Origin of the sequence: Cohnella soli (assembly GCF_042655525.1) — a bacterium.
GTDB lineage: Bacteria > Bacillota > Bacilli > Paenibacillales > Paenibacillaceae > Cohnella > Cohnella soli.
On the sequence record NZ_JBHSMI010000015.1, the window covers coordinates 271,132 to 296,958 of the forward strand.

The 25,827-nt window shown below is 55.6% G+C and carries 23 protein-coding genes; 22 read left to right on the forward strand and 1 reads right to left on the reverse strand.

What is annotated here, in order from left to right:
• Positions 1-3 precede the first annotated feature (3 nt).
• From ACFPOF_RS09095 to ACFPOF_RS09200, 22 genes are all read left to right on the forward strand, one after another.
• Complete coding sequence (locus ACFPOF_RS09095; protein ID WP_378131752.1) at positions 4-672, forward strand: BMC domain-containing protein; 669 nt, start codon at positions 4-6, stop codon at positions 670-672.
• A complete protein-coding gene (locus tag ACFPOF_RS09100) occupies positions 669-2,162 on the forward strand; it encodes an aldehyde dehydrogenase family protein (RefSeq protein WP_378131754.1) in 1,494 nt (497 codons plus the stop codon). Before ACFPOF_RS09095 ends, ACFPOF_RS09100 begins: the two co-directional genes overlap by 4 nt.
• Positions 2,163-2,175: 13 nt before the next feature.
• On the forward strand, positions 2,176-2,463 hold the full coding sequence (gene eutM / locus ACFPOF_RS09105) for an ethanolamine utilization microcompartment protein EutM (RefSeq protein WP_378131756.1): 288 nt from the start codon (positions 2,176-2,178) through the stop codon (positions 2,461-2,463).
• Between the two features lie 9 nt (positions 2,464-2,472).
• Complete coding sequence (pduL, locus tag ACFPOF_RS09110) at positions 2,473-3,249, forward strand: phosphate propanoyltransferase (protein WP_378131758.1); 777 nt, start codon at positions 2,473-2,475, stop codon at positions 3,247-3,249.
• A gap of 30 nt (positions 3,250-3,279) precedes the next feature.
• Entirely contained in the window at positions 3,280-4,131 is an 852-nt protein-coding gene (locus ACFPOF_RS09115) for a hypothetical protein (RefSeq protein WP_378131760.1), read from the forward strand.
• 6 nt (positions 4,132-4,137) lie between these two features.
• On the forward strand, positions 4,138-4,452 hold the full coding sequence (locus ACFPOF_RS09120; RefSeq protein WP_378131762.1) for a EutN/CcmL family microcompartment protein: 315 nt from the start codon (positions 4,138-4,140) through the stop codon (positions 4,450-4,452).
• Positions 4,431-4,769 carry a BMC domain-containing protein gene (locus ACFPOF_RS09125; RefSeq protein ID WP_378131764.1) on the forward strand — a complete coding sequence of 113 codons (339 nt, stop codon included), beginning with the start codon at positions 4,431-4,433 and terminating at the stop codon, positions 4,767-4,769. The genes ACFPOF_RS09120 and ACFPOF_RS09125 overlap by 22 nt, the downstream gene beginning before the upstream one ends.
• Positions 4,770-4,771: 2 nt before the next feature.
• Positions 4,772-5,218: a EutP/PduV family microcompartment system protein gene (locus ACFPOF_RS09130; RefSeq protein WP_378131766.1), complete on the forward strand. Its 447-nt coding sequence runs from the start codon at positions 4,772-4,774 to the stop codon at positions 5,216-5,218.
• A gap of 91 nt (positions 5,219-5,309) precedes the next feature.
• Positions 5,310-6,791, forward strand: coding sequence for a sensor histidine kinase (locus ACFPOF_RS09135; RefSeq protein ID WP_378131768.1), 1,482 nt, complete (start codon positions 5,310-5,312; stop codon positions 6,789-6,791).
• Entirely contained in the window at positions 6,763-7,365 is a 603-nt protein-coding gene (locus tag ACFPOF_RS09140; RefSeq protein WP_378131770.1) for an ANTAR domain-containing response regulator, read from the forward strand. The genes ACFPOF_RS09135 and ACFPOF_RS09140 overlap by 29 nt, the downstream gene beginning before the upstream one ends.
• Entirely contained in the window at positions 7,335-8,840 is a 1,506-nt protein-coding gene (locus ACFPOF_RS09145) for an ethanolamine ammonia-lyase reactivating factor EutA (RefSeq protein ID WP_378131772.1), read from the forward strand. Before ACFPOF_RS09140 ends, ACFPOF_RS09145 begins: the two co-directional genes overlap by 31 nt.
• Positions 8,841-8,846: 6 nt before the next feature.
• The gene (locus ACFPOF_RS09150) at positions 8,847-10,208 is read left to right on the forward strand and encodes an ethanolamine ammonia-lyase subunit EutB (RefSeq protein WP_378131774.1); all 1,362 of its coding nucleotides are present in this window, start codon (positions 8,847-8,849) and stop codon (positions 10,206-10,208) included.
• A gap of 29 nt (positions 10,209-10,237) precedes the next feature.
• Positions 10,238-11,113: an ethanolamine ammonia-lyase subunit EutC gene (gene eutC, locus ACFPOF_RS09155; RefSeq protein ID WP_378131776.1), complete on the forward strand. Its 876-nt coding sequence runs from the start codon at positions 10,238-10,240 to the stop codon at positions 11,111-11,113.
• A gap of 27 nt (positions 11,114-11,140) precedes the next feature.
• Positions 11,141-11,269 (forward strand): hypothetical protein, encoded by a 129-nt coding sequence (locus ACFPOF_RS09160; RefSeq protein WP_378131778.1) that lies wholly within the window; start codon positions 11,141-11,143, stop codon positions 11,267-11,269.
• Between the two features lie 67 nt (positions 11,270-11,336).
• Positions 11,337-12,905 carry an amino acid permease gene (locus ACFPOF_RS09165; RefSeq protein ID WP_378131780.1) on the forward strand — a complete coding sequence of 523 codons (1,569 nt, stop codon included), beginning with the start codon at positions 11,337-11,339 and terminating at the stop codon, positions 12,903-12,905.
• Positions 12,906-13,098: 193 nt separating this feature from the next.
• Positions 13,099-14,058, forward strand: a complete 960-nt coding sequence (locus ACFPOF_RS09170; RefSeq protein ID WP_378131782.1) for a DMT family transporter — start codon at positions 13,099-13,101, stop codon at positions 14,056-14,058.
• A 204-nt stretch (positions 14,059-14,262) separates the two neighbouring features.
• Positions 14,263-15,879, forward strand: coding sequence for a helix-turn-helix domain-containing protein (locus ACFPOF_RS09175; protein ID WP_378131784.1), 1,617 nt, complete (start codon positions 14,263-14,265; stop codon positions 15,877-15,879).
• A 46-nt stretch (positions 15,880-15,925) separates the two neighbouring features.
• Positions 15,926-17,731, forward strand: a complete 1,806-nt coding sequence (locus ACFPOF_RS09180) for a cache domain-containing sensor histidine kinase (RefSeq protein WP_378131786.1) — start codon at positions 15,926-15,928, stop codon at positions 17,729-17,731.
• A gap of 172 nt (positions 17,732-17,903) precedes the next feature.
• Entirely contained in the window at positions 17,904-18,845 is a 942-nt protein-coding gene (locus ACFPOF_RS09185; RefSeq protein WP_378131788.1) for an ABC transporter permease, read from the forward strand.
• A 25-nt stretch (positions 18,846-18,870) separates the two neighbouring features.
• On the forward strand, positions 18,871-19,758 hold the full coding sequence (locus ACFPOF_RS09190; protein ID WP_378131790.1) for a carbohydrate ABC transporter permease: 888 nt from the start codon (positions 18,871-18,873) through the stop codon (positions 19,756-19,758).
• Positions 19,759-19,828: 70 nt separating this feature from the next.
• Positions 19,829-21,607, forward strand: a complete 1,779-nt coding sequence (locus ACFPOF_RS09195) for an extracellular solute-binding protein (RefSeq protein ID WP_378131792.1) — start codon at positions 19,829-19,831, stop codon at positions 21,605-21,607.
• Positions 21,608-21,685: 78 nt separating this feature from the next.
• Positions 21,686-24,688, forward strand: coding sequence for a FlgD immunoglobulin-like domain containing protein (locus tag ACFPOF_RS09200; RefSeq protein WP_378131794.1), 3,003 nt, complete (start codon positions 21,686-21,688; stop codon positions 24,686-24,688).
• A gap of 193 nt (positions 24,689-24,881) precedes the next feature.
• Here ACFPOF_RS09200 and yyaC read toward each other — a convergent pair whose 3' ends face one another.
• Positions 24,882-25,520, reverse strand: coding sequence for a spore protease YyaC (gene yyaC, locus ACFPOF_RS09205; RefSeq protein ID WP_378131796.1), 639 nt, complete (start codon positions 25,518-25,520; stop codon positions 24,882-24,884).
• Positions 25,521-25,827: the final 307 nt, after the last annotated feature.

Below are 25,827 nucleotides of genomic sequence, written 5' to 3' on the forward strand. Positions count from 1 at the left end.
ACGATGAGCGGACATACAAAAGCGGTAGGCATGATCGAGACGTGGGGATATCCCGCTCTTGTTGCGGCTGCGGACACGGCGGCGAAGACGGCAGACGTACAGGTGACGGCTTACGAGAAGGCGGATGCCGGCATCGTAACCGTGTATGTGCTGGGAGACGTGGCAGCGGTGAAAACGGCGGTCGAAGCCGGTGGCGACGCGGCGAAACGGGTCGGCAAGCTGCTCGCGACGCACGTTATTGCTCGTCCGGACGCATCGGTATTCGCGATGGTCGAAGGCCGGTTTCGCCCGCCGCCGGGGTCTTCCGGCAGTTCGAGCGCTGCGGTGGCTGCGGGTGTATCTTCTGGTGCTTTGGCCAATATCCCCTTGACTCAGGTGGATGGTGGAAAAGGTGGTGGAGAAGGTGGAGGTGGGGATGGTCGCAATGTCAACGCAAATGGGAACGCCATTTCTCCCCCTTCGGCCGAAGAGCTCGCACTTTGGAAGGTGAAGCACCTGCGCGAGTATGCGGCTCGATTGGAAGGTTTCCCAATATCGGCCGAGAAACTAGCGAAAACAAGCAAAGCCGAGCTGCTGCGTCTGCTGGATAGCCTGAGCGAGCGGGATAATGGCAAGAGGAACCGGAGTACGGATACGACCGGAGATGGCGATAACGGGGGCGGTTCCGCATGAATCTCGATGCCGATTTGCTCGCGATTCAAGAAACGCGTCAGGCGCTCTTGGCGGCGAAGGAGGCGCAGAAACAGCTCGCACGTATGACCCAGGCGCAGATCGACGCCATCGTGGAGAGTATGGCGCAGGCCGCCGAAGCGGAGGCGGCGACGCTCGGAGAACTGGCCGTTCAGGAAACCGGTTTCGGCAATCCGTCAGACAAGAAAGCAAAAAACCTGTTTGTCGCCCGGGACGTATACGCTGCGATCAAGGACATGCCGACGGTCGGCATTATCCGTAAAGATGACAAGCGTGGCGTGTGGGAGATCGCCCAGCCGATGGGCGTCGTAGCGGCGATCGTCCCGTCGACGAACCCGACCTCGACCGTTATTTTCAAGTGTATGACCGCCTTGAAGGCGCGAAACGCGATCGTTGTCAGTCCGCATCCGTCGGCGCTCCGTTGTTCGTTGGAAGCGGCGCGGGCGATGGCGCTAGCGGCCGAGAAAGCGGGTGCGCCATCCGGCGCGATAAGCTGTCTGGCTCATCCAACTCTCGAGGCGACTCAAGAGTTAATGAGGCACAAGCTGACAGACGTTGTTCTCGCAACGGGCGGCTCCGCTATGGTTAAGGCGGCATATAGTTCCGGCAAACCTGCTTACGGCGTGGGGCCGGGCAATGTGCCCGTGTATGTGCACGGAAGCGCAGATCTGACTCGCGCCGCCACACTGATCATGCAGAGCAAGACGTTTGATTACGGTACGATCTGTGCTTCGGAGCAAGCGATCGTCGTCGACGTTGGCGTTAAGCAGAGACTTCGACACGAATTGGAGCGGCAAGGCGCTTACTTCTTGTCCGCGGCGGAGAAAACGAAAGTCGCGAACCTTTTGCTCTCGCCGTCTGGTAAAGGAATGAACCCTAACGTAGTCGGGCGCTCTCCGCAGGTCATTGCCGAACGGGCAGGCATCACTATTCCGGAAGGCGCGCGCGTTCTCGTCGGCGAGGAAGAGGAAGTAGGTCTTCAACATCCTTTTTCAGCGGAGAAATTATGCCCTGTTCTTGCCTGGTATGAAGTGCGGGATTGGCGGGAGGGGGCCGTACGCTGCTATGAACTATTGGAGCTGGGCGGTATGGGGCACACGCTCGGGATTTACGCAGAGGAACCGGAAGTGCTCGAAGCTTTCGGGCTCGACATGCCGGCATCCCGAATGATCGTGAACGGCGGGACGACATTCGGCGGCATCGGCGCGACGACGGGGCTATTCCCTTCGATGACGCTCGGGTGCGGCTCGTTCGGCGGCAATATTACGTCGGACAATATCGGTCCGATGCATTTGATGAACATCAAGAGAGTCGCCTTCGGCTTACGTGAAATGCCAGCTTCGAATGAAGATGCTCTCGTCCGAACAGGCCCGGACCAGGTGCTGGCTGGAACGACCGGCAGGCTCGGAATGTCAAGAGAAGAAGTGACACGCATCGTTCGGCAGCTGCTGGACGACATGCAATTACGTTAAGGAGGAATGTTGAATGGCTGGAGAATTGACGGCGCTTGGCATGATCGAAACAAAGGGGCTTGTCGGCTCGATTGAAGCGGCGGACGCGATGGTAAAAGCTGCGAATGTGAAGCTGATCGGCAAAGTGCATGTCGGCGGAGGGCTGGTCACAGTCATGGTACGGGGAGACGTCGGCGCGGTGAAAGCAGCGACGGACGCGGGGGCGGCGGCAGCAGAGAAAATCGGCGAGCTTGTATCGGTCCATGTCATTCCTCGCCCGCACGGCGATATCGAGTTGATTCTCCCGAAGCTTGAAGATTAGGCAGCGTAGATGGGCCTGATTACGGAAACGAGCCTTCGGGCGATGCTTGGCAGCGGACGAGGACTGCCGAATCCGTTCCCGATCGGAGCGGAAGATCGGGTGACGCCGGCCGCAGCCGATTTTCTGAAGGACAGGAGAATCGGCTTAAGACGCATTGCGCCGGGACGCGAAGCCGGAGCGCTTATACCGGTCGGCGTGTCGAACAGGCACGTTCACTTATCGCCGTCCCATGTCGAAGTATTATTCGGACGTGGATCACGCTTGCACTCCCTGCGTGAATTATCGCAGAAAGGCCAATTCGCCGCACAGGAGACGGTAACGCTTGTCGGTCCGAAAGGGGAAATTCCGGGCGTCCGGGTGCTTGGGCCATCGCGCGGCGTTACGCAAGTCGAAATTTCGCAGACGGACGGCCGTCAACTGGGTGTGGCACCCGCTGTCCGATTGTCCGGCGATCTGGCCGGAACGCCGGGGATTCTCATTCGAGGACCGGCGGGGGCGGTCGTACTGAGCGAAGGGCTGATCGTCGCGCGAAATCACGTTCACTTGTCCACGGATGATGCGGCGAGATTGTCCGTCCAGCACGGCGACAGGCTGCTGCTTCAGTCGCTTGGCGATAGGCCGATCGTGTTCGCGGATGCGACTGCGCGGGTGGATGAGAGATTTTCGCTTGATTTTCACATCGATACGGACGAAGCAAATGCCGCGTTTCTTCGCACGGGAGACGTCGTTCGGCTCGTCGGCATCAACATGAACATTGCGGATTTGTTCCGCGAACGGCAAACATAACCGGACTGCCGGAGGGAGGGACGTCTTGGCATGGACTTGAAACCGCTCGTCGAATCCGTCGCGCGCGAGCTGTTAGAAGCGTGGCGGAAGGAAACGGCAACGCAATCGCCGCCACCGAAGGTGCTATACGTGTTTTGCGACAGCACGGCACACGAAGCTTACTCGGATCAGTTCATCCATCTTCGCAACAACGGGGTATGCCACGACCTGCTGTTCCTCGACGGCGAGACGTCCGGATGGCTCGGCATGCACAAGATTGAATGCGGGGGCGCGGGGCGGATCATCGCAGCAGACGAATTCGCGCCGGCACCGCTCGAAGTGCCCCGGGATTACGACGGCATCGTCATTCCGGAGATCGACCTGGACAATGCGGCAAGAATTGCGCTCGGCATGAAGGGCACGATCAAGTCCGAAATCGTGTTCGCCGCGCTGATGGAACGCAAGTTCGTGCTTGTCGGGGAAGACAGCCCCGGCGCAAAGCGGTCTGACCGGCGGACGCTGCGGACAATCACGTTGCCGGAGCCTTATGCGAAGCTTTTTTCTTATTACAAGCATGAGCTGTCTATGTACGGGGTGGAACTCGCTCCGCAGAAACGGTTGGCCGATATCGTGGTTGATAAGTTAGGGCGACAAGGGAAGGACGACGATCGGGCTGATCGAAAGTCGGATGGCTCGCAAAGGCAACCGGAGCAGAAAGACTCGACCCCCGAAGACAGGCAATCGTTCCACGGTCGGCTGCTTAGCGCCGACTGGCTGTCGGAGACTTATAAGCGCCAGCCGTTCGGAGAACTGGAGATTATGCGGTCGACGATCGTTACACCACTTGCTGCGGATGAGATCAAACGGTACGGCATCGCGCTAACGTACGCGGATGAGAGGTGAGCGCCGATGTTTCTCGGCTTGGTGATCGGCAGCGTATGGGCGACGCAGAAGGAAGAGGGCATGGACAACTTGAAGCTGCTCATCGTGCAGCCGACCGATGCCAGCGGCTTGCGCGCTGGCGCACAGGTCATCGCGGCAGATCGGATCGGCGCGGGGATTGGCGAGAGCGTTATCGTGTCGAGGGGCAGTCCCGCCAGGGTGCTGTTCGGAGGCAGAGCGGTGCCGATCGACGCGATGATCGTCGGTATCGTCGATAGCTTCGACATTGCGGGAGATACGGCCGGCGAGGAGGAGAACGGATGGAAGAAAAGCAGCGGGTAATCCAGGAATATGTGCCTGGCAAGCAGCTTACACTCTGCCACGTCATCGCCAATCCGGACCCCTCGTTATATGCGAAGCTCGGTTTGGAGCAGCGCCAAGCGATCGGCATTTTGACGCTGACGCCTACGGAAACGGCGATTATCGCCGCAGATGTCGCGACGAAGGCAGCGGACGTCGGCATCGGATATTTGGACCGATTCACGGGCTCGCTTGTCCTTACTGGGGAAGTGTCTGCGGTGGAGATGGCGATGGGAGCGGTGAATGCTTTTCTGAGAGAGAAGCTGCAATTTGCGATCGCCGCGCTCACGAGGTCCTGACGATGGGACGGATAATGGTCATCGGTCCGGTCGGAGCGGGGAAGTCGTCGCTCGTCCGATCGCTCTCTGAGCGAGACGAGGCAGTGCTTAAGACGCAAAGCCTTGTTTTCTATGGAGATTTCATCGACACTCCCGGGGAATACACGGAAAATCCGCTGTTCTACCGTTCGCTCATGGCCACCTCTCAACAGGCGTCGGCGGTGCTGCTCGTGCAAGACGCGACGCGCAGGGGAATCGGCTTTCCTCCCGGGTTCGCAAGCGGATTTCCTGTTCCCGCTGCCGGTGCGGTTACGAAACTTGATGCTCCCGAGGCTGATCCGGATCGGGCCGTCGCTTTGCTCCGTCAGGCGCTGCCAAACGGAAACATCGTGCAGACGTCGGCGATAACGGGGATCGGCATCTCGGAACTGCGTACGTTGCTGGAACGGCTCGCCGATCGCGCAAAATAAGTTCATTTCCGACAACCCGGTTCGACAACCTGTCTGCTCGTCCTATGACACAATGAAAGCAATATACTTTCATGTCGACAGGGGGTGCGCGATGCCAACGATTCAAGAACTTTGCCAACAGCATACCTATCTTACCGCGCAGGAAGCCGAGAGGATCGAGCAATTGTCGCGGCACTTGCAATTGATCGCGGACGTGTCCCAGGCGGATGTCTTTATCGATTGTCCAATGCCGGACAAAAGCTCCGCGCTTGTCGTCGCTCAAGCGCACCCTACGACCGCGCCATCGCTGTATCGAACGTCCGTCGTCGGCCAGTTTGCGCATGCGGCCAACGAACCGGCCGTTATGTTCAGTCTCGCCTCCGGCCAAGCTGTCGTCGGTTCGAGAGGAATTTCGCAGGAACAAGTGTCGATGCAGCAAAATGTCACTCCGATCAAGGGACATGGCGGTCGTACGATCGGGGCGCTGATTATGGAGCAGGACATATCCGAGAAAGTCGAGCAGGAACGCAATGTCGAGAGATTGATGGAAACGACTGAGCAACTCAGCGAGACGCTGCTGGCGATAGCGATGAGCGAAGGCCGCGTGCAGTCGCTCATGCATGAAGGTATTTTACTGTTCGACGTATCGGAGCGGCTGACGTACGCCAATTCGCGGGCGCGGGAGCTTCTTCGGGAAATGGGGCGGCCGGGCATCGCGCCGGGAGACGAAATCCCGAGTCCGTTCATTGATCGGACGTTGTGGCGGACGGTTTTCGAGCCGACAGGCATGCTGTGTCGGGAAGTTCAGTTCGACAAGCTTACGCTCGAAGTGAAGGCGGTTGCGATCTTTCGCGGCAGCCGCAAGGTTGGCGGATTGCTGCTTGTCCGGGACATTTCCGCGCTGAAGGAGAAAGAGAAGCAGTTGATGGTCAAGTCGGCCGTCATCAAGGAGATCCATCATCGGGTGAAAAACAACTTGCAAACGGTTGCGAGTCTCCTCCGCCTCCAGATGCGTCGAACGAAACATGAGGAAGTGGCGAGAGTGTATCGCGACAGCATCAATCGAATCGGCAGCATTGCCCTTATTCATGAGATGCTAGCTTACGGCGGACTCGACACGATATCGTTCGGCGATGTTGTCGAGCGGATTGCCCGCACGATTATTGCCTCATCGGCTAAGCCAGAGCAATTGATCGGATTCCAGTTGTCCGGCGACGGCTTGCGCTTACCTTCCGACGAGGCGACGACGCTTGCGCTTGTCTTAAACGAAATGATTCAGAACTGCGTCCAGCATGCATTCGTCCGGCAGCGCACGGGAGAAATTTACGTCAGTGTCCGTGCGCGAGAGCATACAGGGGAAGTCGAAGTCGTGGACAACGGCGGAGGTTTCACGGAGAACGAAGGAGAAGGCGAAGAAGGCGGAACGCATCTGGGGCTGAAAATCGCAGAAACGCTCATCGAGGAAAACTTGGGCGGCCATATCCGCGTCGTATCCAGCGAGAGCGGAACAACAGTCCGCATTTCGTTTCCGCTGCCGATGCTCGAGACGAAGGAGGGGGATCGCCTTGGAGCAGACGACGGTTATAATCGCTGACGATGACCCGATCATTCGGATGGACATGCGCGAAATGCTGCAGGAATACGGATACATCGTTGCAGGCACGGCGAAAAACGGAGAGGAATCGGTCGAAATGGCCGCGAAGCTCAGGCCTGCGCTTATTCTTCTTGACGTCAAGATGCCACGGATGAACGGGCTGAAGGCGGCTCGTCTCATCCGGCGAATGTACGATCCCGCCATCGTCCTCGTTACTGCTTGCAGCGGAAAAGACACCGTTCGCGAAGCGGGGGAGGCTGGCGTTACTGCATATCTCGTAAAGCCGGTGTCGGAGGAAAATTTGTTTCCGGCCATCGAAATCGCGTTATGCCAGCAAGCGCGAACCGAAGGGCTCAAGAGAACGCTTATTTCACTCGAAAGATCTGCGGAGGAGCGCAAGGCGGTAGAGAGGGCGAAAGGTTACTTGATGCAGACGCATGACTGGAGCGAGGAGGAGGCTTATCGGTTCATGCGGGGAGCGAGCATGGAGAGCAGGCTAACGATGGGCAAGCTCGCGGAAGCCGTCTTGCAAGGACGCGAACAATGGGTGTCAGGCAAAGCGGGCAACGGATGAACGGGCAGATAGAAGAGTTGTGGCTGACAAGCACCGGCATCGACATCGGCACAAGTACGACGAAGCTTGTTGTCAGCCGCTTGAAACTGGCTCGCGCCTCCGGAGCGCTCAGCTTGCCGCGCTTTGAAATCGCCGCTCGCGAGCTGCTGTACGCGGGTCCCGTCGTTCCTACTCCGCTTGCCGGCACGGACGAGATTGACGCGGGCCGATTATGGGATATCGTGTCCGCCCAGCTCAGGGAAGCGGGAGGAAGCGGAGGATGGCCGGAAACCGGGGCCGTTATCGTCACCGGGGAGACGGCGACGAAACGCAACGCCTCGGCGATCGTCCATCTGCTCGCCGAGCGTGCCGGCAAATTCGTCGTCGCGACGGCAGGACCCGATCTCGAAGGGGTGCTAGCGGGCAAAGGTGCAGGCGCCGACAAGCGTTCGCTTCATGCAAGAGGAGCGATCGCAAATATCGATGTCGGGGGCGGCACGGCGAACGTTGCGATATTCCGACGGGGCAATGTCGTCGGTACGGTTACGTATGCGGTCGGAGGCAATTTGATTCGGATCGATGCCGCCGGCCGTGTCGCTTCGGTATCCCCGACGCTCAGGCCATGGCTGGAGGCGATCGGTTACAACGTGGTCGAACGATCGCCATTGTCATTCGAGACGCTCCGGGAAATATGTCGCAAGCTTTGCGATGACATGTTGGACGATTTGACGAGACGGCGCACGATAAGGACCGATGCCAAAGTGAGCCGGATCGACTTGCTTCGGATCGGCGCACCGCCTTCCGATGCCGCGGACCTCGAGGAATGGTCAGTATCAGGCGGCATCGGAAGCTTGATGAGCGAAGCGCCGCCTCGCAACCTGGCGGAGACAGCGCGTTACGGTGATATCGGGCCGTTGCTCGCAAGCGAGCTCCACGCACGGCTTGCCGGTTATCCCGTTCGGCTAGTTACTCCCGAGCAAACGACACGGGCGACGGTTATCGGAGCGGGAACGCAAAGCGCGGAAATTAGCGGTGCGACTGTCTTCATGGACGAAGGAACGTTGCCGATTCGCAACTTGCCGGTCGTGAAGGCGGAAGTCGGCGGCGACCCTCACCGATTTGGCTCGGCGTTAGAACATGCGATCGCAGAAGGCGTGTCGCTGCATGGCGTCGATGGCTCGCCACCGTTCGCGCTCGCTTTGGCCGGAGATTCGCAGTTCGGTTATGTGCAGCTTCAGCGGCTGGCAGAGGAACTGAGCGGAAGATTCGTCCGCCATTGCCCTGGAAGCGAATGCTTGGCCGTCGTCTGCGAGCGGGACATGGCGCAGTCGCTCGGGCAGGCGCTCCGTAAAAGGTTTGGCGGAAGGCCGAAAGTGCTGTGCGTCGATCAAGTGAGAACGGCTCACGGCGATTATATTGATCTGGGCGAGCCGATCTCGGGAATGATCGTTCCCGTTGTCGTGAAGACGCTCGCTTTTCCGACCGGGAGAGGGTGAAGAAACTTGAAGCTGACGACGACCGTGCTCGGCACAACGTATCAAATGGCGAATTTGAAGGAAGTGTTCGCGAAGGCGAACGAGGAGAAATCCGGCGACCAACTCGCCGGCATCGGTGCGGCAGACGCCAAGGAGCGCATCGCCGCGAAGCTGATCCTGTCCGACCTGACGCTCGCGGACATTCGAAACGAACCTTTGCTGCCCCCGGAGAAAGACGAAGTATCCCGTATCATCGAGAGCGGCGTGAACGAGAAAATATACGCGGAAATCCGCAATTGGACCGTCGCCGAGCTGAGGGAGCAGTTGCTTCGGCAGACGACCGGCGGCGACGACATCCGCCGACTGTCCCGGGGGCTGACGAGCGAGATGGTCGCTGCAGCCGCGAAGTTGATGAGCAATCTGGATTTGGTGCAGGCCGCTGCGAAAATCGAAGTGCAGAGCCATTGCAACATTACGATCGGGCAGCGCGGCGTGTTGTCCGGGCGGGCGCAGCCGAACCATCCGACGGACAGCGTGCCGGGCATCAAGGCATCGCTTTACGAAGCGCTCAGCTATGGCATCGGAGATGCGGTTATCGGCATCAATCCGGTGATCGATTCGGCGGACAGCGTGAAGAACATTTTGTTGGCGACGAAGGAAGTGATGGACAAGTGGCGGATTCCGACGCAAAACTGCGTGCTTGCTCACGTGAAGACGCAGATGAAAGCGATCCGGATGGGGGCGCCGGCGGACATGGTGTTTCAGAGCCTTGCCGGGACGGAAGAGGGAAACAGGGCTTTCGGCATCGACGCGGCTTTGCTGGATGAGGCCGATGCGCTCATTCGCAGCGAAGGAACGGGCACCGGACCTAACCTATGGTACTTCGAGACGGGGCAAGGCTCGGAGTTATCTGCGGAAGCCCACCACGGCATCGATCAAGTAACATTGGAAGCCCGTTGTTACGGTCTTGCGAGGAAATATAAGCCGTTTATCGTCAATACGGTTGTCGGCTTTATCGGCCCGGAATATTTGTACGACAGCAAACAGGTCATTCGGGCCGGGCTCGAAGATCATTTTATGGGTAAGCTGCAGCAAATTCCGATGGGCGTCGACGTCTGTTACACGAACCATATGCAAGCCGACCAGAACGACATGGATAATCTTGCGGTGCTGCTGGCTGCTGCCGGCGTCAATTACATTATAGGCGCCCCGATGGCCGACGACTGCATGCTGAATTATCAATCGACAAGTTACCACGATATCGCGACGCTTCGGGAGACGATGGGGCTGCGGCCCGCACCGGCTTTCGAGGCATGGCTGAACCGGATGGGCATTATGGAAAATGGGCGGCTGACGGCATTGGCGGGCGATCCAAGTTTGTTCATGTGATAGTTACCGTTGCCGAAGGAGGGGGAGCGATGAACGTCAACTCGTCGAATGTGCTCGAGCTGCTTGTTGACAAAGTGATGGCGGAGTTGGAACGAAAGCTTACAGAACCGTTTGCTGAACCGTCTGCCGAACTGCCGGTTGAATCGCCTGCCGCAGCTCCGGCTACTGACGATTTCGGGGAGGGCACTCGCGTGCCAGTGCCTCATTGGGCGGAAGGGCTGGCCGAGCTTGTTGCGAGCACGCCGGCAAGGATCGGCGTATGGCGCGCGGGCACCAGGCCTTTGACGAAGGAAATGCTGAAGTTCAGACGGGATCACGCCGCAGCGATCGACTCGATCTATGGAGAGACGAACGCGGCGCTGCTGGAGCAGTTCGGTTTATTCTCCGTGGAGACGCGGTATGGGACGACGGAAAATTATTTGAAGCGGCCGGACATGGGGCGCGTCGTTATGCCCGAGGGCATGGAGTTCATTCGCCGCACGTGCAAGCCTGAACCGCAAGTTCAGATCGTCGTATCGGACGGCTTAAGCGCCAATGCGATCGACGCGAACTTGGCGGATGTGTATCCTTCGCTGCTCGACTCGCTCGACACTTATGGATTAGCGGCGGGTACGCCTTTTTTTGTGCGGGGAGGAAGGGTAGCGGTTATGGACGCCATCGGCGAGCTGTTGCGCCCGGAGGTACTCGTACTGCTCATCGGAGAGAGGCCGGGACTCGTTTCCTCGAAATCGATGAGCGCCTATATTTGCTATCGGCCGCGTAAGGGGACGGTGGAAAGCGATCGCACGGTTATCTCGAACATTCATGCCGGGGGTACGCCGCCGGTGGAAGCGGGGGCCTACATCGGAACTCTTGTACATAAAATGATAGAGCAGAAGGCAAGCGGCATACGTCTCGAGCAGTGACGAATCGGAAGCCGGGGAGGTGGAAGGATGGAAATGGGAATCGGCATCGCGTTGATCGTCGTTGCTTGTTTATTCGCGATCTGGATCGTACGTCTAGCGGGCAATAACGTGCGCAATTTCGACGAGAGCAAGCACGAGAGCTTCCTCGGGAAGTAAGCGGTTCGCCTGGAATGCGGCAAGAAGAAGCGAGTCATGTCGGTATAAATCCGAGGAGGGTAAAGGGATGAGCACTCACACCCATCACCATGACAAAGACAAACAGGACTTGAACAAGTTCGGTTATGCGCAAGAGCTCCTTCGCAGCATGGGCGGATTTTCCAACTTTGCGATTTCATTCTCCATCATTTCTATTCTGACGGGCGCGGTTTCGTTGTACGGGCACGGCCTGAAATACGGCGGACCGGGCATGATGGGCTTCGGCTGGCCGCTTGTTGCCCTGTTCGTCATGATCGTCGCTGCCGCGATGGCCGAACTCGCGTCGGCTATTCCGACGGCAGGAGCGCTTTATCACTGGGCATCGATTTTGCGCAATAAGCGCTGGGGATGGTATACGGCCTGGATCAATCTCATCGGTCAGATCGGCATCGTTGCCGGGATCGATTATTCCGTGTCGCTGTTCGCCGACCCGCTTTTGTCTGACGTGTTCGGGTACACTTCGACGGAGACGTCGATTCTGATCTGTTTCGGCGTCATTTTGCTGACTCATGGAATCCTGAACCATGTCGGCATACGCATCGTGGCCAAGTTTAACGATTTCTCGGCCTGGTATCATATCGCGGTCGTGCTCGTTCTCGTCGTCTCGTTGGCATTCTTCTCCAAGGGACATTTGAACAGCTTCGACTATTTGTTCCAGGTTGGAGAGTCGTTCTCCGACAAGCCGTACATGTTCGCGTTCTTGATCGGGCTGTTGCAGGCGCAATGGACGTTCACGGGCTTCGACGCGTCGGCGCATACGATCGAAGAGACGGTGAACCCTCGCGTTCGCGCGCCTTGGGGTATTTTCACGTCGGTTGCTTACTCGTTCGTGTTCGGCTTCATCATGCTGGCGTTCGTGACGCTGTCAATCAAAGACGCGGGTGCGGCAGCGGGGTCTGACAATGCGTTCATCTACGTCATCAGCCAGGCGCTTGGCGGTGATTTCGGCCGGGTCGTGTTATGGCTTGTCGTCGCGGCGATGTGGTTTTGCGGCTTGTCATCGATTACGTCGTTCTCGCGGATGATGTACGCCTTCTCGCGCGATAAGGGGATGCCGTTCAGCAAAATGTGGGCGCAAATCTCCAAGAAGTTCCGTACGCCTGCGAAAGCGATCTGGCTTTCGGTCATTCTTTCTTTCCTGCTTGCGCTCGTGGACTATATCATCAAGCGGGCGAACCCGGGCACAACACATACGACGATCGCGTTCATGACTGCGGTCAGCGTCGTCGGACTGTACGTCGCTTACGGGATTCCGATCGTGCTGAAAATGGTCGCGAAAGCGCAAGGGAAGTTCCTGCCTAAGCACCTAGGACCGTGGCATCTGGGCAAATATAGCGATCTGATCGGCACGCTCGCGGTGCTGTGGATCGTCTTTATTTCCGTCATTATGGTGATTCCGCCGAACGAGATGGCCGGTTACGCGCTTGCGGGCATGATCGTCGTGCTGGTCGTTATGGATTTTGCTTACTATCGCCGCAACTTCCCTGGTCCGCAAGCGGCGCTTCAGACGTCGATCGCGGAAATATTGCGCAAGGAGCGCGAGCTCGAAGGGGGCGCTTCCGGCGGCGGAGGTTCCGGCATTACGCATCGGGGATAGTCATTCGTTCGGCGCCGAGCCAATGCTGACAGGAAACCTCGCGATTCTTCGCTATTGCGAAGCGGCGCGAGGTTTTGCTGTTGGTGGCGGTGTTCCAATTATAGGATTACCCTCAGGCCATTCCCCTCCGAAGCAGCACCCGTTATAATGTGAATCTAGGTACAACAAGATTCGACAGGAGACGAGCAACTAAATGAAGCTATCGACAGAAAAAATATTTACTCATCCGCTGGGCATAATGGGGGCAGCGGCCGGAGCTACGTTGCTCTGGGGGAGTGCGTTTCCTTATCTTAAATTGAGCTACAAGGAGCTTGGTATCGGCAAAGCCGATGTGTTCGAGCAATTGTTGTTCGCTGGGTACAGGTTTACGCTGGCGGCGCTGCTGATTTTGCTCTTCATGAAGCTGCTCGGCAAAAGTATTGGATACGTTCCCGGCTCTCTACCAAGAGTCGCGCGCATCGGATTGTTTCAGACCTTTCTGCAATATGTTCTTTTCTATTACGGAATGAGCGCTTCGACGGGTGTTCAAGGTTCGATTATCGCGGGCACGACTTCGTTTTTTCAAATATTACTCGCCCATTTTATGTACAAGGGCGATCAAATTACGCTACGCAGAACGATCGGCCTAATCGTCGGTTTCGCGGGTGTTGTGCTTGTCGGTCTGAGTAAAGGGGACTCCTCGTTCCAATTCGGCTTGGCAGAAATCGCGTTGCTAGCTGCGATGTTCTTCGGCGGACTCGGCAACGTATTGTCGAAGAAAGAGTCGGAGCACTTAGATATTTTGTATATGACGTCATACCAGATGCTGATTGGCGGTGTTGCACTCGTCGCGATCGGAGCGGTTGGCGCAGGCATCGCTCCGTTTTCTTTTTCCGCGAAAGCGGTGTGGATGCTCCTCTACCTCGCAGCGCTGTCGGCGGTCGGATTCGCGTTATGGAACACGGTGATGAAGTATAACAAGGTCGGCAGTATCTCGATGTATTTGTTCCTTATCCCGGTGTTCGGCGTTATTTTGTCCGCGTTGTTGCTGGACGAGCAATTGCACGCGTACGTCTGGGCGGCGCTCGCTCTTGTCGCGGCTGGTATCGTAATCGTCAACAGACAACCGACGACGCCAGTGACGTCGGGCGTTACGGCCGCGGAAAGGAAATAATATTTCCGCTTGTCTTCTTGCCATTTTTGGTTCGGCTCGCAGGGCTTAACGACCACGTTGTCTTTATCGCTGGCAGCGTGGAGCGAGTCGATCATGTGGCACAGATTGTACACAAATTGCTCGAGCGTCAATCCCCTTGATAACCTCCGATTCGGATGTTACTGTAGGTTACTGTAAACGGTTGCATCGAGGGAGAGGGATTCCATGTATCGCGTTTTACTTGCGGAAGACGAAATTCTGGTGAGGCTCGGACTCAAAAATTCGATCGATTGGCCGCGGTATGACATGCAAGTCGTCGCGGATGTCCCTAACGGAGCGGAAGCTTGGACCGCGTATGAGAAGCTATCGCCTGAAGTGGTCATCACGGATTTGAAGATGCCGATCATGGGCGGAATAGAGCTGCTCTCGAAGATCAGGAGCGCGAATCCGCATACGAGACTGCTTATTCTGACTTGCTTGGAAGAGTTCGAGCTCGCGAAACAAGCGATGTCGCTCGGGGTCAGCGGTTACATCGTCAAACACAGCATGACCGCCGAGGAAATGGAAGCGATCCTTTCCAGGCTGCGAGACGAGCTTGACGCAACGTTCCCGGATAATTCTCCGAAAGCATTCGCCTCCAATGCGGATATCGTTGTCCTTAAGGAAAACCTGATCAAGGATTATTTATTTCTGAGCAAATATTCCGACGAGGAATTCAGCCGAAGGGCCAAGGAGTTGGAGCTGAATCTGAGCCCGAGGAATTTGACCGTCTGCGCGATGGAGATCGGCTCGTTCGAACGATTAAGGGAGAAGTTCAAGGACGACAAGGGCCAGTTGGTCCGCCTCTCGCTCATGAATGTGCTCAACGAAGTCATCAAAATCTATGGCTGTTGCGAAGGTTTTCACGACCTCGATAACCGCTACGCGATTCTATACAGCCACCCCGAAGCCAGCGGGGAGAAAGAAGCGGAAGAAACGTTGTTCCGCATGACGAGCCATTTACGCAGGGTGATGACGACGTACTTCAACGTGCCCGTCACGTTCGGAATCAGTGGCAGACAGAATGGTTTTCATCGTCTGAAGCTGCAATACCGTGAAAGCTTGGAAGCTTTGGAACGTTCATTCGTGGAAGGGATCGGCCGCGATTACGCTTTGGGAACGAGCGGAGCGTTGGAGCTCCCGGCTGTAACGCGGGAGAGGCTGTTCAGACTGGCGGATGCGTGGGCGACGGCGAACGAGAACTATCGCGCGACCTACGCTGGGTACATTGACGATTTTGCGAATCGAGGCCTCTATCGGACGAGGCCGGAGGCGTTGAAGACGTTTATGCAATGGCTGCAAGCGCCTGTTCTGACTTTACGCCTGGCGAGCGAAGAGATGACGGCCCTATGCTCTGCATATGCGCAACGTCTGACCGAAGCGAAGACGCTCGACGACATGATTACACTTCTCGAAGCCTACGCCGCCGATACGATCGACTTGCTGGACTCACGGCAGCGCACGAGCGGATCGATTACGCGGGCTCTTCGGTATATCGAGTCCCGCTACGCGGAAGATCTTTCTTTGAGGCAGGTCGCTGACTCGGTCTCGATGAACGCGAATTATTTCAGCACGCTGTTCAAGAAGGAAATGAATCAAAATTTCGTCGACTATCTGCTGCAATATCGCGTGGAGAAGGCCAAAGAACTGTTTCTGAATACGAATTTGAAGTCCTACGAGATAGGGGAAAGGGTCGGGTTCGTCAACACGAGCCATTTTAGCCGCGCGTTTAAGAAGGTTTGCGGCATAAGTCCCCGTGAATATCGAAAGCAATGGGATGGAGGATCGGCGGAAGATGATTAGCCTGAAGATCGGCAATTTCCCCAAGCGAGCCAGAAGGAGGCAAAGCTTGAGGTTTCAACTCCGGGTCTCTTTCATCCTGATCACTTCGATCGCCTTGATTTTAAGCGCCCTTCTAACTTATTTCGGCGTGCTTGGCATTCTCGAGAAGAAAACGAACGATTCCACGATGCAGTATTTCTTGCAGGCGGGGGATTCCGTAAACGAATTTCGCGAGGAAATCGATAAAATGACGAAACAACTGCTGATCGACCCGAAGATCCAGCAGTTTCTGGACAACGATTCAAAGGATATCCCGAGTCAGATCCAATTGCACCGCGATCTTATGGATGAGATGGACGCGTACTTGCGGACTTACGAATATTTGGATTCGATCTATTTGTACGCTGAGGACGGCAGGGCGATCGGAGTCGCGGGGCAGAAGACGGCTTTGCTTCGAGACGATGCCAAGCAAGGGCGCTTCTATTCTTCCGACCTGCATCGGGAATCGCTGCATTCAGATTTGCAGAAGACGTATCCGAAGCTCGTATGGGAGGGAGCGAACCGCAGTGAGGATTTCGGCGAGCCGGCGCGGTCGGCGGAGGGGAAGGCCGGAGACCAGAACCTCGTAACCGCCGCGCGCTCCGTCAAATCGCTGTATCAATCTCTTCCGACCGCGATCATGATTCTGAACGTCAAGGAAGAGAAGCTGTTTTCGTTATACAACAACTTGAAATCCAAGCTGAACGGACAAATCTATCTTTGTGACGCCGGCGGGCGGATGATCTCGCACGCGGACAAAACCCAACTCGGGTCAAGCAGCGCGGCATGTGCCCAAATTCCCGAGGGCCAGGAGAGCGGCAGCGTAAAGGGGAAAGACGAACAGATCGTATTCTATCGAATTCCTTCCACGGAATGGACGATGGTCAAAGAGGTGCCGCTCCATGAATTGATCGGGGATATATTGAATTTGCGATTTCAACTGTTCTGGATCGTGGGCGCGTGTTTCGTCGCCGCGTTCGTCGCTTCAGCGCTATGGATCCGGAAAATCACGAGACCGCTGCACACTTTGATCGAGGCGATGAGTCGGGTCGAGAAGGGACAGCTAGAGATCGCCCTGGACGATCGCGACTTGAGCGAGTTCGGTCGTTTAAGCAGCGGCTTCAACCGAATGTCGCTCGGGATCAAGCAACTGATCGAACGAAACAGGGAAGCGGAGAAGGAGAAAACAAAAGCCGAAATCCGGATGCTTCAAGCTCAGATCAATCCGCATTTCCTGTTTAACACGCTGAATACGATCAAATGGATGTCCGTAGTCGCCAAGTCGGACAACATCACGAAGAGCATCGCCGCATTAAGCAACTTGCTCAGGCCGATCTTCAAAAGCACGGCTCCCTTGTGCACGATGCAAGAAGAATTGGAATACGCGGAACATTACGTCACGATTTTGAACTACCGTTACGGCGAAGGCATCGAAATCAAGTTCGAGGTTTCCGAGGCTGCTTCGTTCTGTGCCGTCCCGCGTTTTTTTCTGCAGCCGTTGATTGAGAACGCTGTTTTGCACGGCTTCGAAAGAACCGGGTATACCGGAACGATTCGCATCGAAGCGGAGCGTTTGCGTACCGACCTGTTCGTTCGCGTCATCGACGACGGTCAAGGCATGACGGAAGAGCGGTTATCGGGCGTTCGGAGATGGATCTCGGAGGACGAGGCGGAGGAAAATCCGTCATCCGAAGCTTCCGAGTATGGAATCGGCCTAAAGAACGTTCACCGCAGAATCAAACTGAATTTTTCAGAGTCGCCGGGACTTTCGATTCTCCGTACCGCAAGCGGCGGGACTTGCATCGAAATCTCCATTCCGGTCGACGATACCTGAAGATCGGCAAACAAATCCGAATAACGGAACACTTACCGAAGGCTGGCCAGCAAAATCGACCCTGAATCCGAAAAACGAACATGTTTTTCGGATTCAGGGTCATTTCGCTACGGCCTTTTTGCTTTTATCCTAAAGTCTATGAAAGGCAGGAGCAGACAGAGGAGGAGAGAGCTTGGAAGTCAAAACGACGGCACGGGGGCCGGGAGCGGGAGGCAGGAAACGAAAATACAGCGTGAAGTTGTTGCTGATGGCGCTTCCTTTCCTCGCGGTGGTGTTCGTGTTTTATTACGTCCCGTTATTTGGGTGGATATACGGCTTTTACGATTACAAGCCGGGAATTCCACTTAGCCAATCGGAGTTCGTCGGACTGAAATATTTAAGGATCGCGTTTACGGAGCAGGGATCGGATCTCATGCGGGTGTTGAAAAACTCGCTCGTTCTGAGTTTTCTGGGCATTCTGGTTTCTCCGGCTTACGTCGCGTTCGCGATTCTGCTGAACGAGATGAAGGGGAAATGGTTCAGAAAGTGGGTTCAAGTGACGACGACGCTGCCGAATTTCATCAGCTGGGTACTTGTCTATTCCGTGTTCTACGTCTTCTTCGCCGTGTCGGACGGCGTAGTCAACCACATTCTGCTTAGGCTGGAATGGCTGAAGCAACCGTTTAATTTCTTAGGCAACAGCGATATTGCCTGGGGATTCCAGACGCTGGTCGGCTTGTGGAAAGGATTGGGGTGGGGAGCGATCATCTATTTGGCCGCAATCGCGGGCATCGACCAGGAGCTCTACGACGCGGCCAAAGTCGACGGTTCCGGACGGTTCCGCACCATCTGGCACGTTACGGTTCCCGGCATTATGCCGACGTTCGTCGTCCTATTGCTGCTTAATGTGAGCAATATGCTCAACAACGGCTTCGAACAGTATTACGTGTTCTATAACGCTCTTGTCGCGGACAAGCTGGAAGTCATCGATTATTACGTCTACCGGGTTGGGCTGGAGACGAACGACTTTTCTTACTCTACGGTGCTTGGCATGTTCAAGACGATCGTTAGCGTGACCGTGTTGTTCACCGTCAATTGGATAGCCAAAAAAATTCGCGGGGAAAGCATCATCTGACCGCAGAGAGGAGCGTGATCGACCCATGAGACGCGAGCGACTACTCGACATCTCGTTCCATACGCTAAACACCGCGTTTTTCGCACTATTCGCCTTGTGCTGCATCTATCCGTTCTATTACATCCTGATCAATTCCGTCAGCGACCCGATCCAGATGGCGAAGGGCATTTATCTTTGGCCCAAAGGTTTCAGCACTACGGTCTATCGCGAAATGCTGAGCCAAAGGACGATCTCGGTTTCCTTCGGGATTTCCTCGTCGCGGGCCGTGCTCGGAACGGTACTGACCGTATTCAGCTGCGCGTTGTTTTCTTATCTGATCACGAAGAAGGAAATGCCGTTTCGGAAAACGATCTACCGTTTCGTCGTCGTGACGCTGTATTTGAACGCGGGCTTGATTCCGTGGTACCTCACGATGAAGGCGCTGGGCTTGAAAAACAACTTCCTGCTTTATATTTTGCCCTCCTTGATCGTCGGCTTTTTCGTCATCCTGATGAAAACGTTCATCGAACAAATTCCGGCCGCGCTGGAAGAAGCCGCGGTCGTCGAAGGCGCCGGCTATTGGACGGTGTTCGCGAAGATCATTTTCCCGGTTTCGCTGCCGATCGTCGCCACGATTACGGTGTTCAACGCGGTCAACCAATGGAATTCGTGGATGGACAACTTGTTTCTGGTCAACGATCCAAGCTTGCAGACTTTACAGCTCACGCTGCTCAATTTCCTGAAGCAATCAGAGGCTCTCGCGCAGGAAACGACAAGGCAGATGCTCGGTAACCAGACGACGCAGCAGGTCATTTCGCCGCAGAACGTCAAGATGGCGATCACGACGATCGTCACGGCGCCGATCCTACTGATCTATCCATTTATGCAGAGATACTTCGTCAAAGGCATCATGCTGGGTGCCGTGAAAGGCTAAGCGAGATATACAGGGTCCCGACGTTCAAGGACTTTCGTATATAATTACATTCAATGGAGGGGCATAATCGATGGACGGTAAGAAAAGAACACGGTATTCGGCATTAATCGCGACATTGGCGCTGGCGGTGATGGCGGGGTGTACGAACGCGGGGGAGAAAGCTCAGCCGGCCTCTCAGTCTGCGGCAACTTCCGGAACAAGCGCTTCTCCGGCGCAACCGGACGGACAGGCAGAGAAGGAACCGGTGACATTAAAGCTGACGAGCGACAACGCATTGTTCATGTCGACGTTGGCTCCGGGTGCGCAGAGCGATCCCGTCATGGAGGAGATCCGGAAAAAAACCGGCGTTACGCTGGAGTTGGACACGCAAACGGACGACAAAAAGTTCAACTTGATGCTCGCAGGCGGCGATCTGCCGGATATCATCGTGCTGCAGAACTCGCCGAAATACTTGAAGCAGATCATCGAAGGAAATCAAGTCATACCGCTTGACGATCTGATCGCGGAGCACGGGCAGTCGATTCTGAAGGAGTCGCCTTCGAAGATCGAGATCAGCAAGAAGTTTTTTAGCAACGGTACCGGGAAGCTGTACGCCATTCCCGGCATCGCCAGCCAGAAGGGCCCGCAATTCAAGTACGGGAACCATACCTACAACATTCGCTGGGATTATTATAAGGAACTGGGCTTCCCGGCCGTGAACAACCTGGACGATTTCCTGAACCTGCTCGCGGAGATGCAGAAAAAACATCCGAAGAACGAGCAGGGGCAGCCGGTGTACGGCATGGCGCCGCTTTTCGATTGGGGACTTGTGCCGTACGAGATGTTCGACCGCTTGTTCAACCGGATCAACAAAAACAATCTGTTCGTCTATCTGGAGCCGGGAACGTTCAAGCCGGCGGGAGGCATTCTGGACCCGAACGTCGCGTACTGGGAAGGGACGAAGTTTTACCGTAAGGCGAATGAAATGGGGTTGCTCGATCCCGACTCGTTCACGCAGAAATACGAGAATTTTACGGAAAAGGTCAAGAGCGGCCGGGTATTGCTCTCGCCTTGGAAATGGGCGGGCGTGGACGAAGCGAATGCGGCCCTGGCCAAGGAAGATCCGTTAAAAGGCTGGGAACCGCTGCCGGTGCCGTCGGGACAGACCGTGTACTTGGGCGAATTCGGCACGAACGGTTTTTCCAATCGTCTGATCATGATTTCGAAAAACAGCAAGCACCCTGACCGGGCGATGGAACTGATCGACTTCCTGCAGTCTTTCGAAGGGTCCAGGCTGATCCAGAACGGCATTCAGGGCAAGGATTGGGACGTGGTGGACGGCAAGCCGCAATGGAAACAAGAGACGCTTGACGCGCAGAAGAGCGATCCGAATTTCGCGCAGACGACCGGCATCGGACTGTACTGGAATCTCGCCGGATTCGTCGACAACTATCCGGACCCGGAATATGGCCTGCCGATCAACTATACGAACACGCCGGACGTCTGGAAAAACCAAATGACCGAACTGGACAAAGACTACTCAGGGCATTACGGCGTTTCCTATCCCGGCGAGCTAGTGGAGAAGCGTGTTCAGGCCGGAGAGATCAAGACGATCTATTACGATATGGACAACGAGCTCGGCACGGACGCCAGCATGCCGGACGATATCAAGCGAATAGAAACCAAAGTGACAGATTACCTTGTCCGTATGGCGCCTAAGCTGATTTACGCCTCGAGCGACAAGGAATACGACTCGATTCAGGCGACGATGATGGACGAACTGAAGAAGATGGACGCCCAGCGGGCGGTCGATTACTGGATGACGAACATGACGAAAGCGTCTGAGACTTATGCGCAGCTCAAGAAATAAATGAAACAGGCAAGCTAACGGTTAATCGGGGGGACGCAAGTCTCCCTTCTCTGACTATGACACGGGGAGAGGATTACGATGAAAGTTAGCAGATTGGCATTTCTTGTCTTCGCGTTGCTCGCCGCGCTGGGGTTAGGCGCCGGTACCGGTTATGCCCAGGAGGATACGGTCTCCGACGACAGGTTTACTTATTTCAACGGCGCCGCAGCGGTTTCTGATTCCACGGTCCTGGATGGCCACTCGGCGCACATGGCCAACAGCTCGACGGGCTGGAATATCCAATATCAGAATTGGGATTTCGGTACGCTGAGGGCGGGTGTACTGTACGACGTTTACGCGAAGGTCAAAGTCAAGTATGCGAACCCGGCACCGACCGGCAATGCGTTCAAGATGGGCCTTTACGATCTGACGGATGCGAGCTTTTCGCTGCCGGAGAAAACGGTCGCTGCAGCCCAAACCCAGGATGGAATATGGAAAGAGCATAAGCTTGGCACGTTTATGCCGAACTCCGGCGTGAATTCTTTAAGCTTGTATGTGGGAGGAACAGACAACGCAGGACAAATTTCGGATATTTATGTAGACGCTTTCATCTTCAGGGAACATAGCAATTACACGATCGAAGACAACCTCTTCTATAAATTCAACGGCGCATCGCTCGTGCCCGACGGCATCGCCGCGGACGGGAGCGCGGCGAGAATGGCGAACGGTCCGGGCACCGGCTGGAACGTGCAAGCCAAGATCAACGGCAACCGGATCGAAGCGGGCAAGACGTACAAGATTACGGCGGCGGTCAAGCCGGAACGAGCCGATTGGAAAACATCGTCGGGCGATATTTTCGGGTATTTGGTATACGACCTGACTACGAACAGCTTTCTGGTAAATCCGACGGTCGTCAGCTCCGCGGCTTTTCCTAAGGTGCTGTACTTCGATCAGGTGCAGATCGGTTCCGTTACGATTAATCCTTCCCACGACGTTCGCGTATGCTTCTTTCCCGTCGATAACGCAGGGAATTTTCCGGCGATCAAGGTAGACAGCGTAACGCTGACCGGGCAACCTGAAGACGAAAGCCATGCGAAATCCATCCATGCCTATCCGTACAAGCTTTCTCCAGCCAATCACGACGGGCTGAACGATTCGACTCAGATCGTGTATGCGCTGCCGTCGCCCCAGACGGTTGGCGTCACCGTTCAGCGCATTTCGGATCAGACGACGGTGAGAACGTTGACGGCGCCTTCCCTGCAATCCGGCAACCAGTCGGTCGTCTGGGACGGGAAGAACGACAACGGCCAATACGTGGACAACGGATTGTACGTGATTCGCGTAAGTAACGGAACTACCGATGTGCTTCGCACGAACGTGCAGGTGATCGCCGGGGTCGCGTTGGCACCTTCCCCGAATACGGTCAAGAACGACGTGCCTAAAGGAATTTTTTACGAAGCTGGGGCCATTCCGTACGACGTGACGGACGCCGCGAATTACTTGGACGATACGTTCGGCGACATTCATCAGCTTGGGGCGGATACGGTTTATCTCGCCAACTGGCATGCCAAACCGGCGGCAGTTTATTCCGCAACGTTGAGCAAAGCCGCTCAGAACCAAATCAAAGTCATCGGGCTTCCGGATGCGTACACGCTGTTCAACGAAGCCTTGTACAACGACGAGCAGGCCATGTACGAGCAGATCCATTCGCTCGTCTCGCCATACCTTAACAACAGCGCCCTGTATGCTTATTATTTGGCGGATGAACCGGGCAACGATCTGAAAATGGCGGACAATCTAAAGGACATCAAGCGAATACTGGAGATGATCGATCCGAGCCGTCCGGCGCTGAGTACGTACGTCGGTATCGATAGGGTGCCGCTTCATTACGACGCCCAGAAGCCCCATGTGATGAACATCGACCCTTACGGCGTCACGGAAGGGAGCGCGATCGGCGATTTTCGCAATATTTATCATTATCCCGGCTTCACTTTCGAGTCGTATATGGACTTCGCCTCCTATCAAATCCGCAAGGACTTGAAGGACGACGCGCCGATGTGGTCCATCCTGCAGACGAACGAATCGACCGGATGGCTGCGGAATCCGACCGCGGCGGAAATCCGCGCAATGACGTATGAAGCGATCGGACACGGGTCCAAGGGATTCAGCTATTTCGTATATCAGACTGAACTCGATTGGATCGGCATTGTCGACGAGCATTATCAGCCTACGCCAGACTATTACACCGTCAAAACGTTGTTCGGCGAGATCGAAACGCTTAAACCGACGATTCGCAAGATGAAAAGAATCGCCAATATCGCGACGGCTTCAGGAGGCGGGAATTCGGCTTATGCGGCCGCCGATGTCACCACCCATGTGGATACGGAGACGGGCGACAAATATTTGGTCGTCGTCAACCACGATTGCTTGAACGCGGCCAATATCGGCATTTCGATCGACCGGGCGGCGCTCGGGATGGATATTTCGGCGGTGACCAACATGCTGGATGGAACGGGGATCGCTTTTACGGCGACTCCGACCCACTACAATATTAGCAACCTTCATCTCGCCCCAGGTGATGGAAAAATTCTGAAACTGACGAAGGACGTCGCGCAGGTCGTTTACGTCGGGGAAGATTCGGCGTTCTATGTCAACAACGGGGCGACGAAGGGGCAGATAGACGTATCGGCCGGAGACGGCAAGACGGCTATGCACGCGGTGACCTCGTCGAGAACCTGGAACTTCCAATGGTTCTGGGATCCCACGAAATTGACGCCAGGAGCGACTTACGATTTATACGCGGACGTCAAAATTCAATACGCGACAGATGTATACAAGGACGGAAGCGGGGTCGACCGGATTTTCCAACCGACGGGGGACGCTTTCTCCTATGGGGTATACGATGTGACCGCGAACACCTATCCGGTAGCGGAGAAGCGGATGTCAGCATCGAGCATGGAAAACATGTTCTGGCACACCGTGAAGATCGGCACCTTCGTGCCTTCCCAGACGAACACCCAAGTCGTCTACATTATGCCTTGGGACAACCCGGGGAATGTCCGGCAAGTTTACGTAGACAAGTTTTATTTCGTAAAGCGCTGATCGGTGGTCAACGTTATCGTCCCGATCCATTCTGCCATTGAATTAGACCAAAAGATCGACTTATGGCGTAGGCCATGGTCGATCTTTTTCTTGTCGCCTTTGAAGTCGGATTAGAACAAAGTGCGAGCGTGGCAGCACGATCATCAGGCGGGTTTAGTCCCGCTGAGTCTCGGACTTGCCGGATCCATTCAATTCAACCGTCGAGCGATACAGGCTTCATCAAGTACGAAGCGGTTAAAGCGCCCTTTTGCGAATAAGAGGGTGTTTCTTGTTGCGGTCTGGCTGCGAGCGTAATGGCGACGAACAGGCTGCGTGCAATGAGACTTGCGAGGCTCATGACGAGATGAAGTCTCGTATTTTGCAGCAACTGGTAACCGAACATGCCGCCGATATTAACGATACCCGACACGTGAATATCACCGACGGGTGTGAGTTCCTTATTGACGCCAGAACCCGGCCGAAGCGGCCCTTCTCCGACGATGACCGTCCCGATGCCGGATACGGTCCCTAGGCAAGCATCGATCGCGATGACGTAAGGCTCTTCGGTATTTCTGTTGATTTTCGCCAATGTATCGTCCAGGTTCATCGCATGGACAGGATGTTCGAGCGTACCGTACACGTCGAACAGGGATGAGCGGTATTTCATGAGCAAGGAACCGGACAGCGGTCCGAGCGAATCGCCCGTGCTGCGATCGGTGCCGATACAGACGACGATAATTCTTTTGCCGGATGCGGCGGCCCGGATCGATGCGCTTAACCAATGGGTCAAACGAGTGCAAGCGCCGGGGTCTTCATACGATATTTTGAATGGGGAACGTTCGAGCAAAGTCACCGACTCACCTTCTTATGCTACATATTTTATAATATGATACAATATGTATCATAAAAAGGTTGTCGATTTATGTGGTGTCTGCCGATTATTTTCGAAAGCCCCATGCTGCCCGCTTGAACAAATACGTCCGTATCATCGTCTGCTTGCCCGCGAGGCTATTCCAAAAAGTTATTTCTATTGACGGAGGAATGGCCCTTTTCTTATAGGGGATGTCAAACTTCTGAGAAAATGTCACCCTAACTCGTCCGAGAAAATGTCACTTTTTTAAGTGGTGCCGAAGCCTCTCACCAGAGCGCTTCGGCATAGC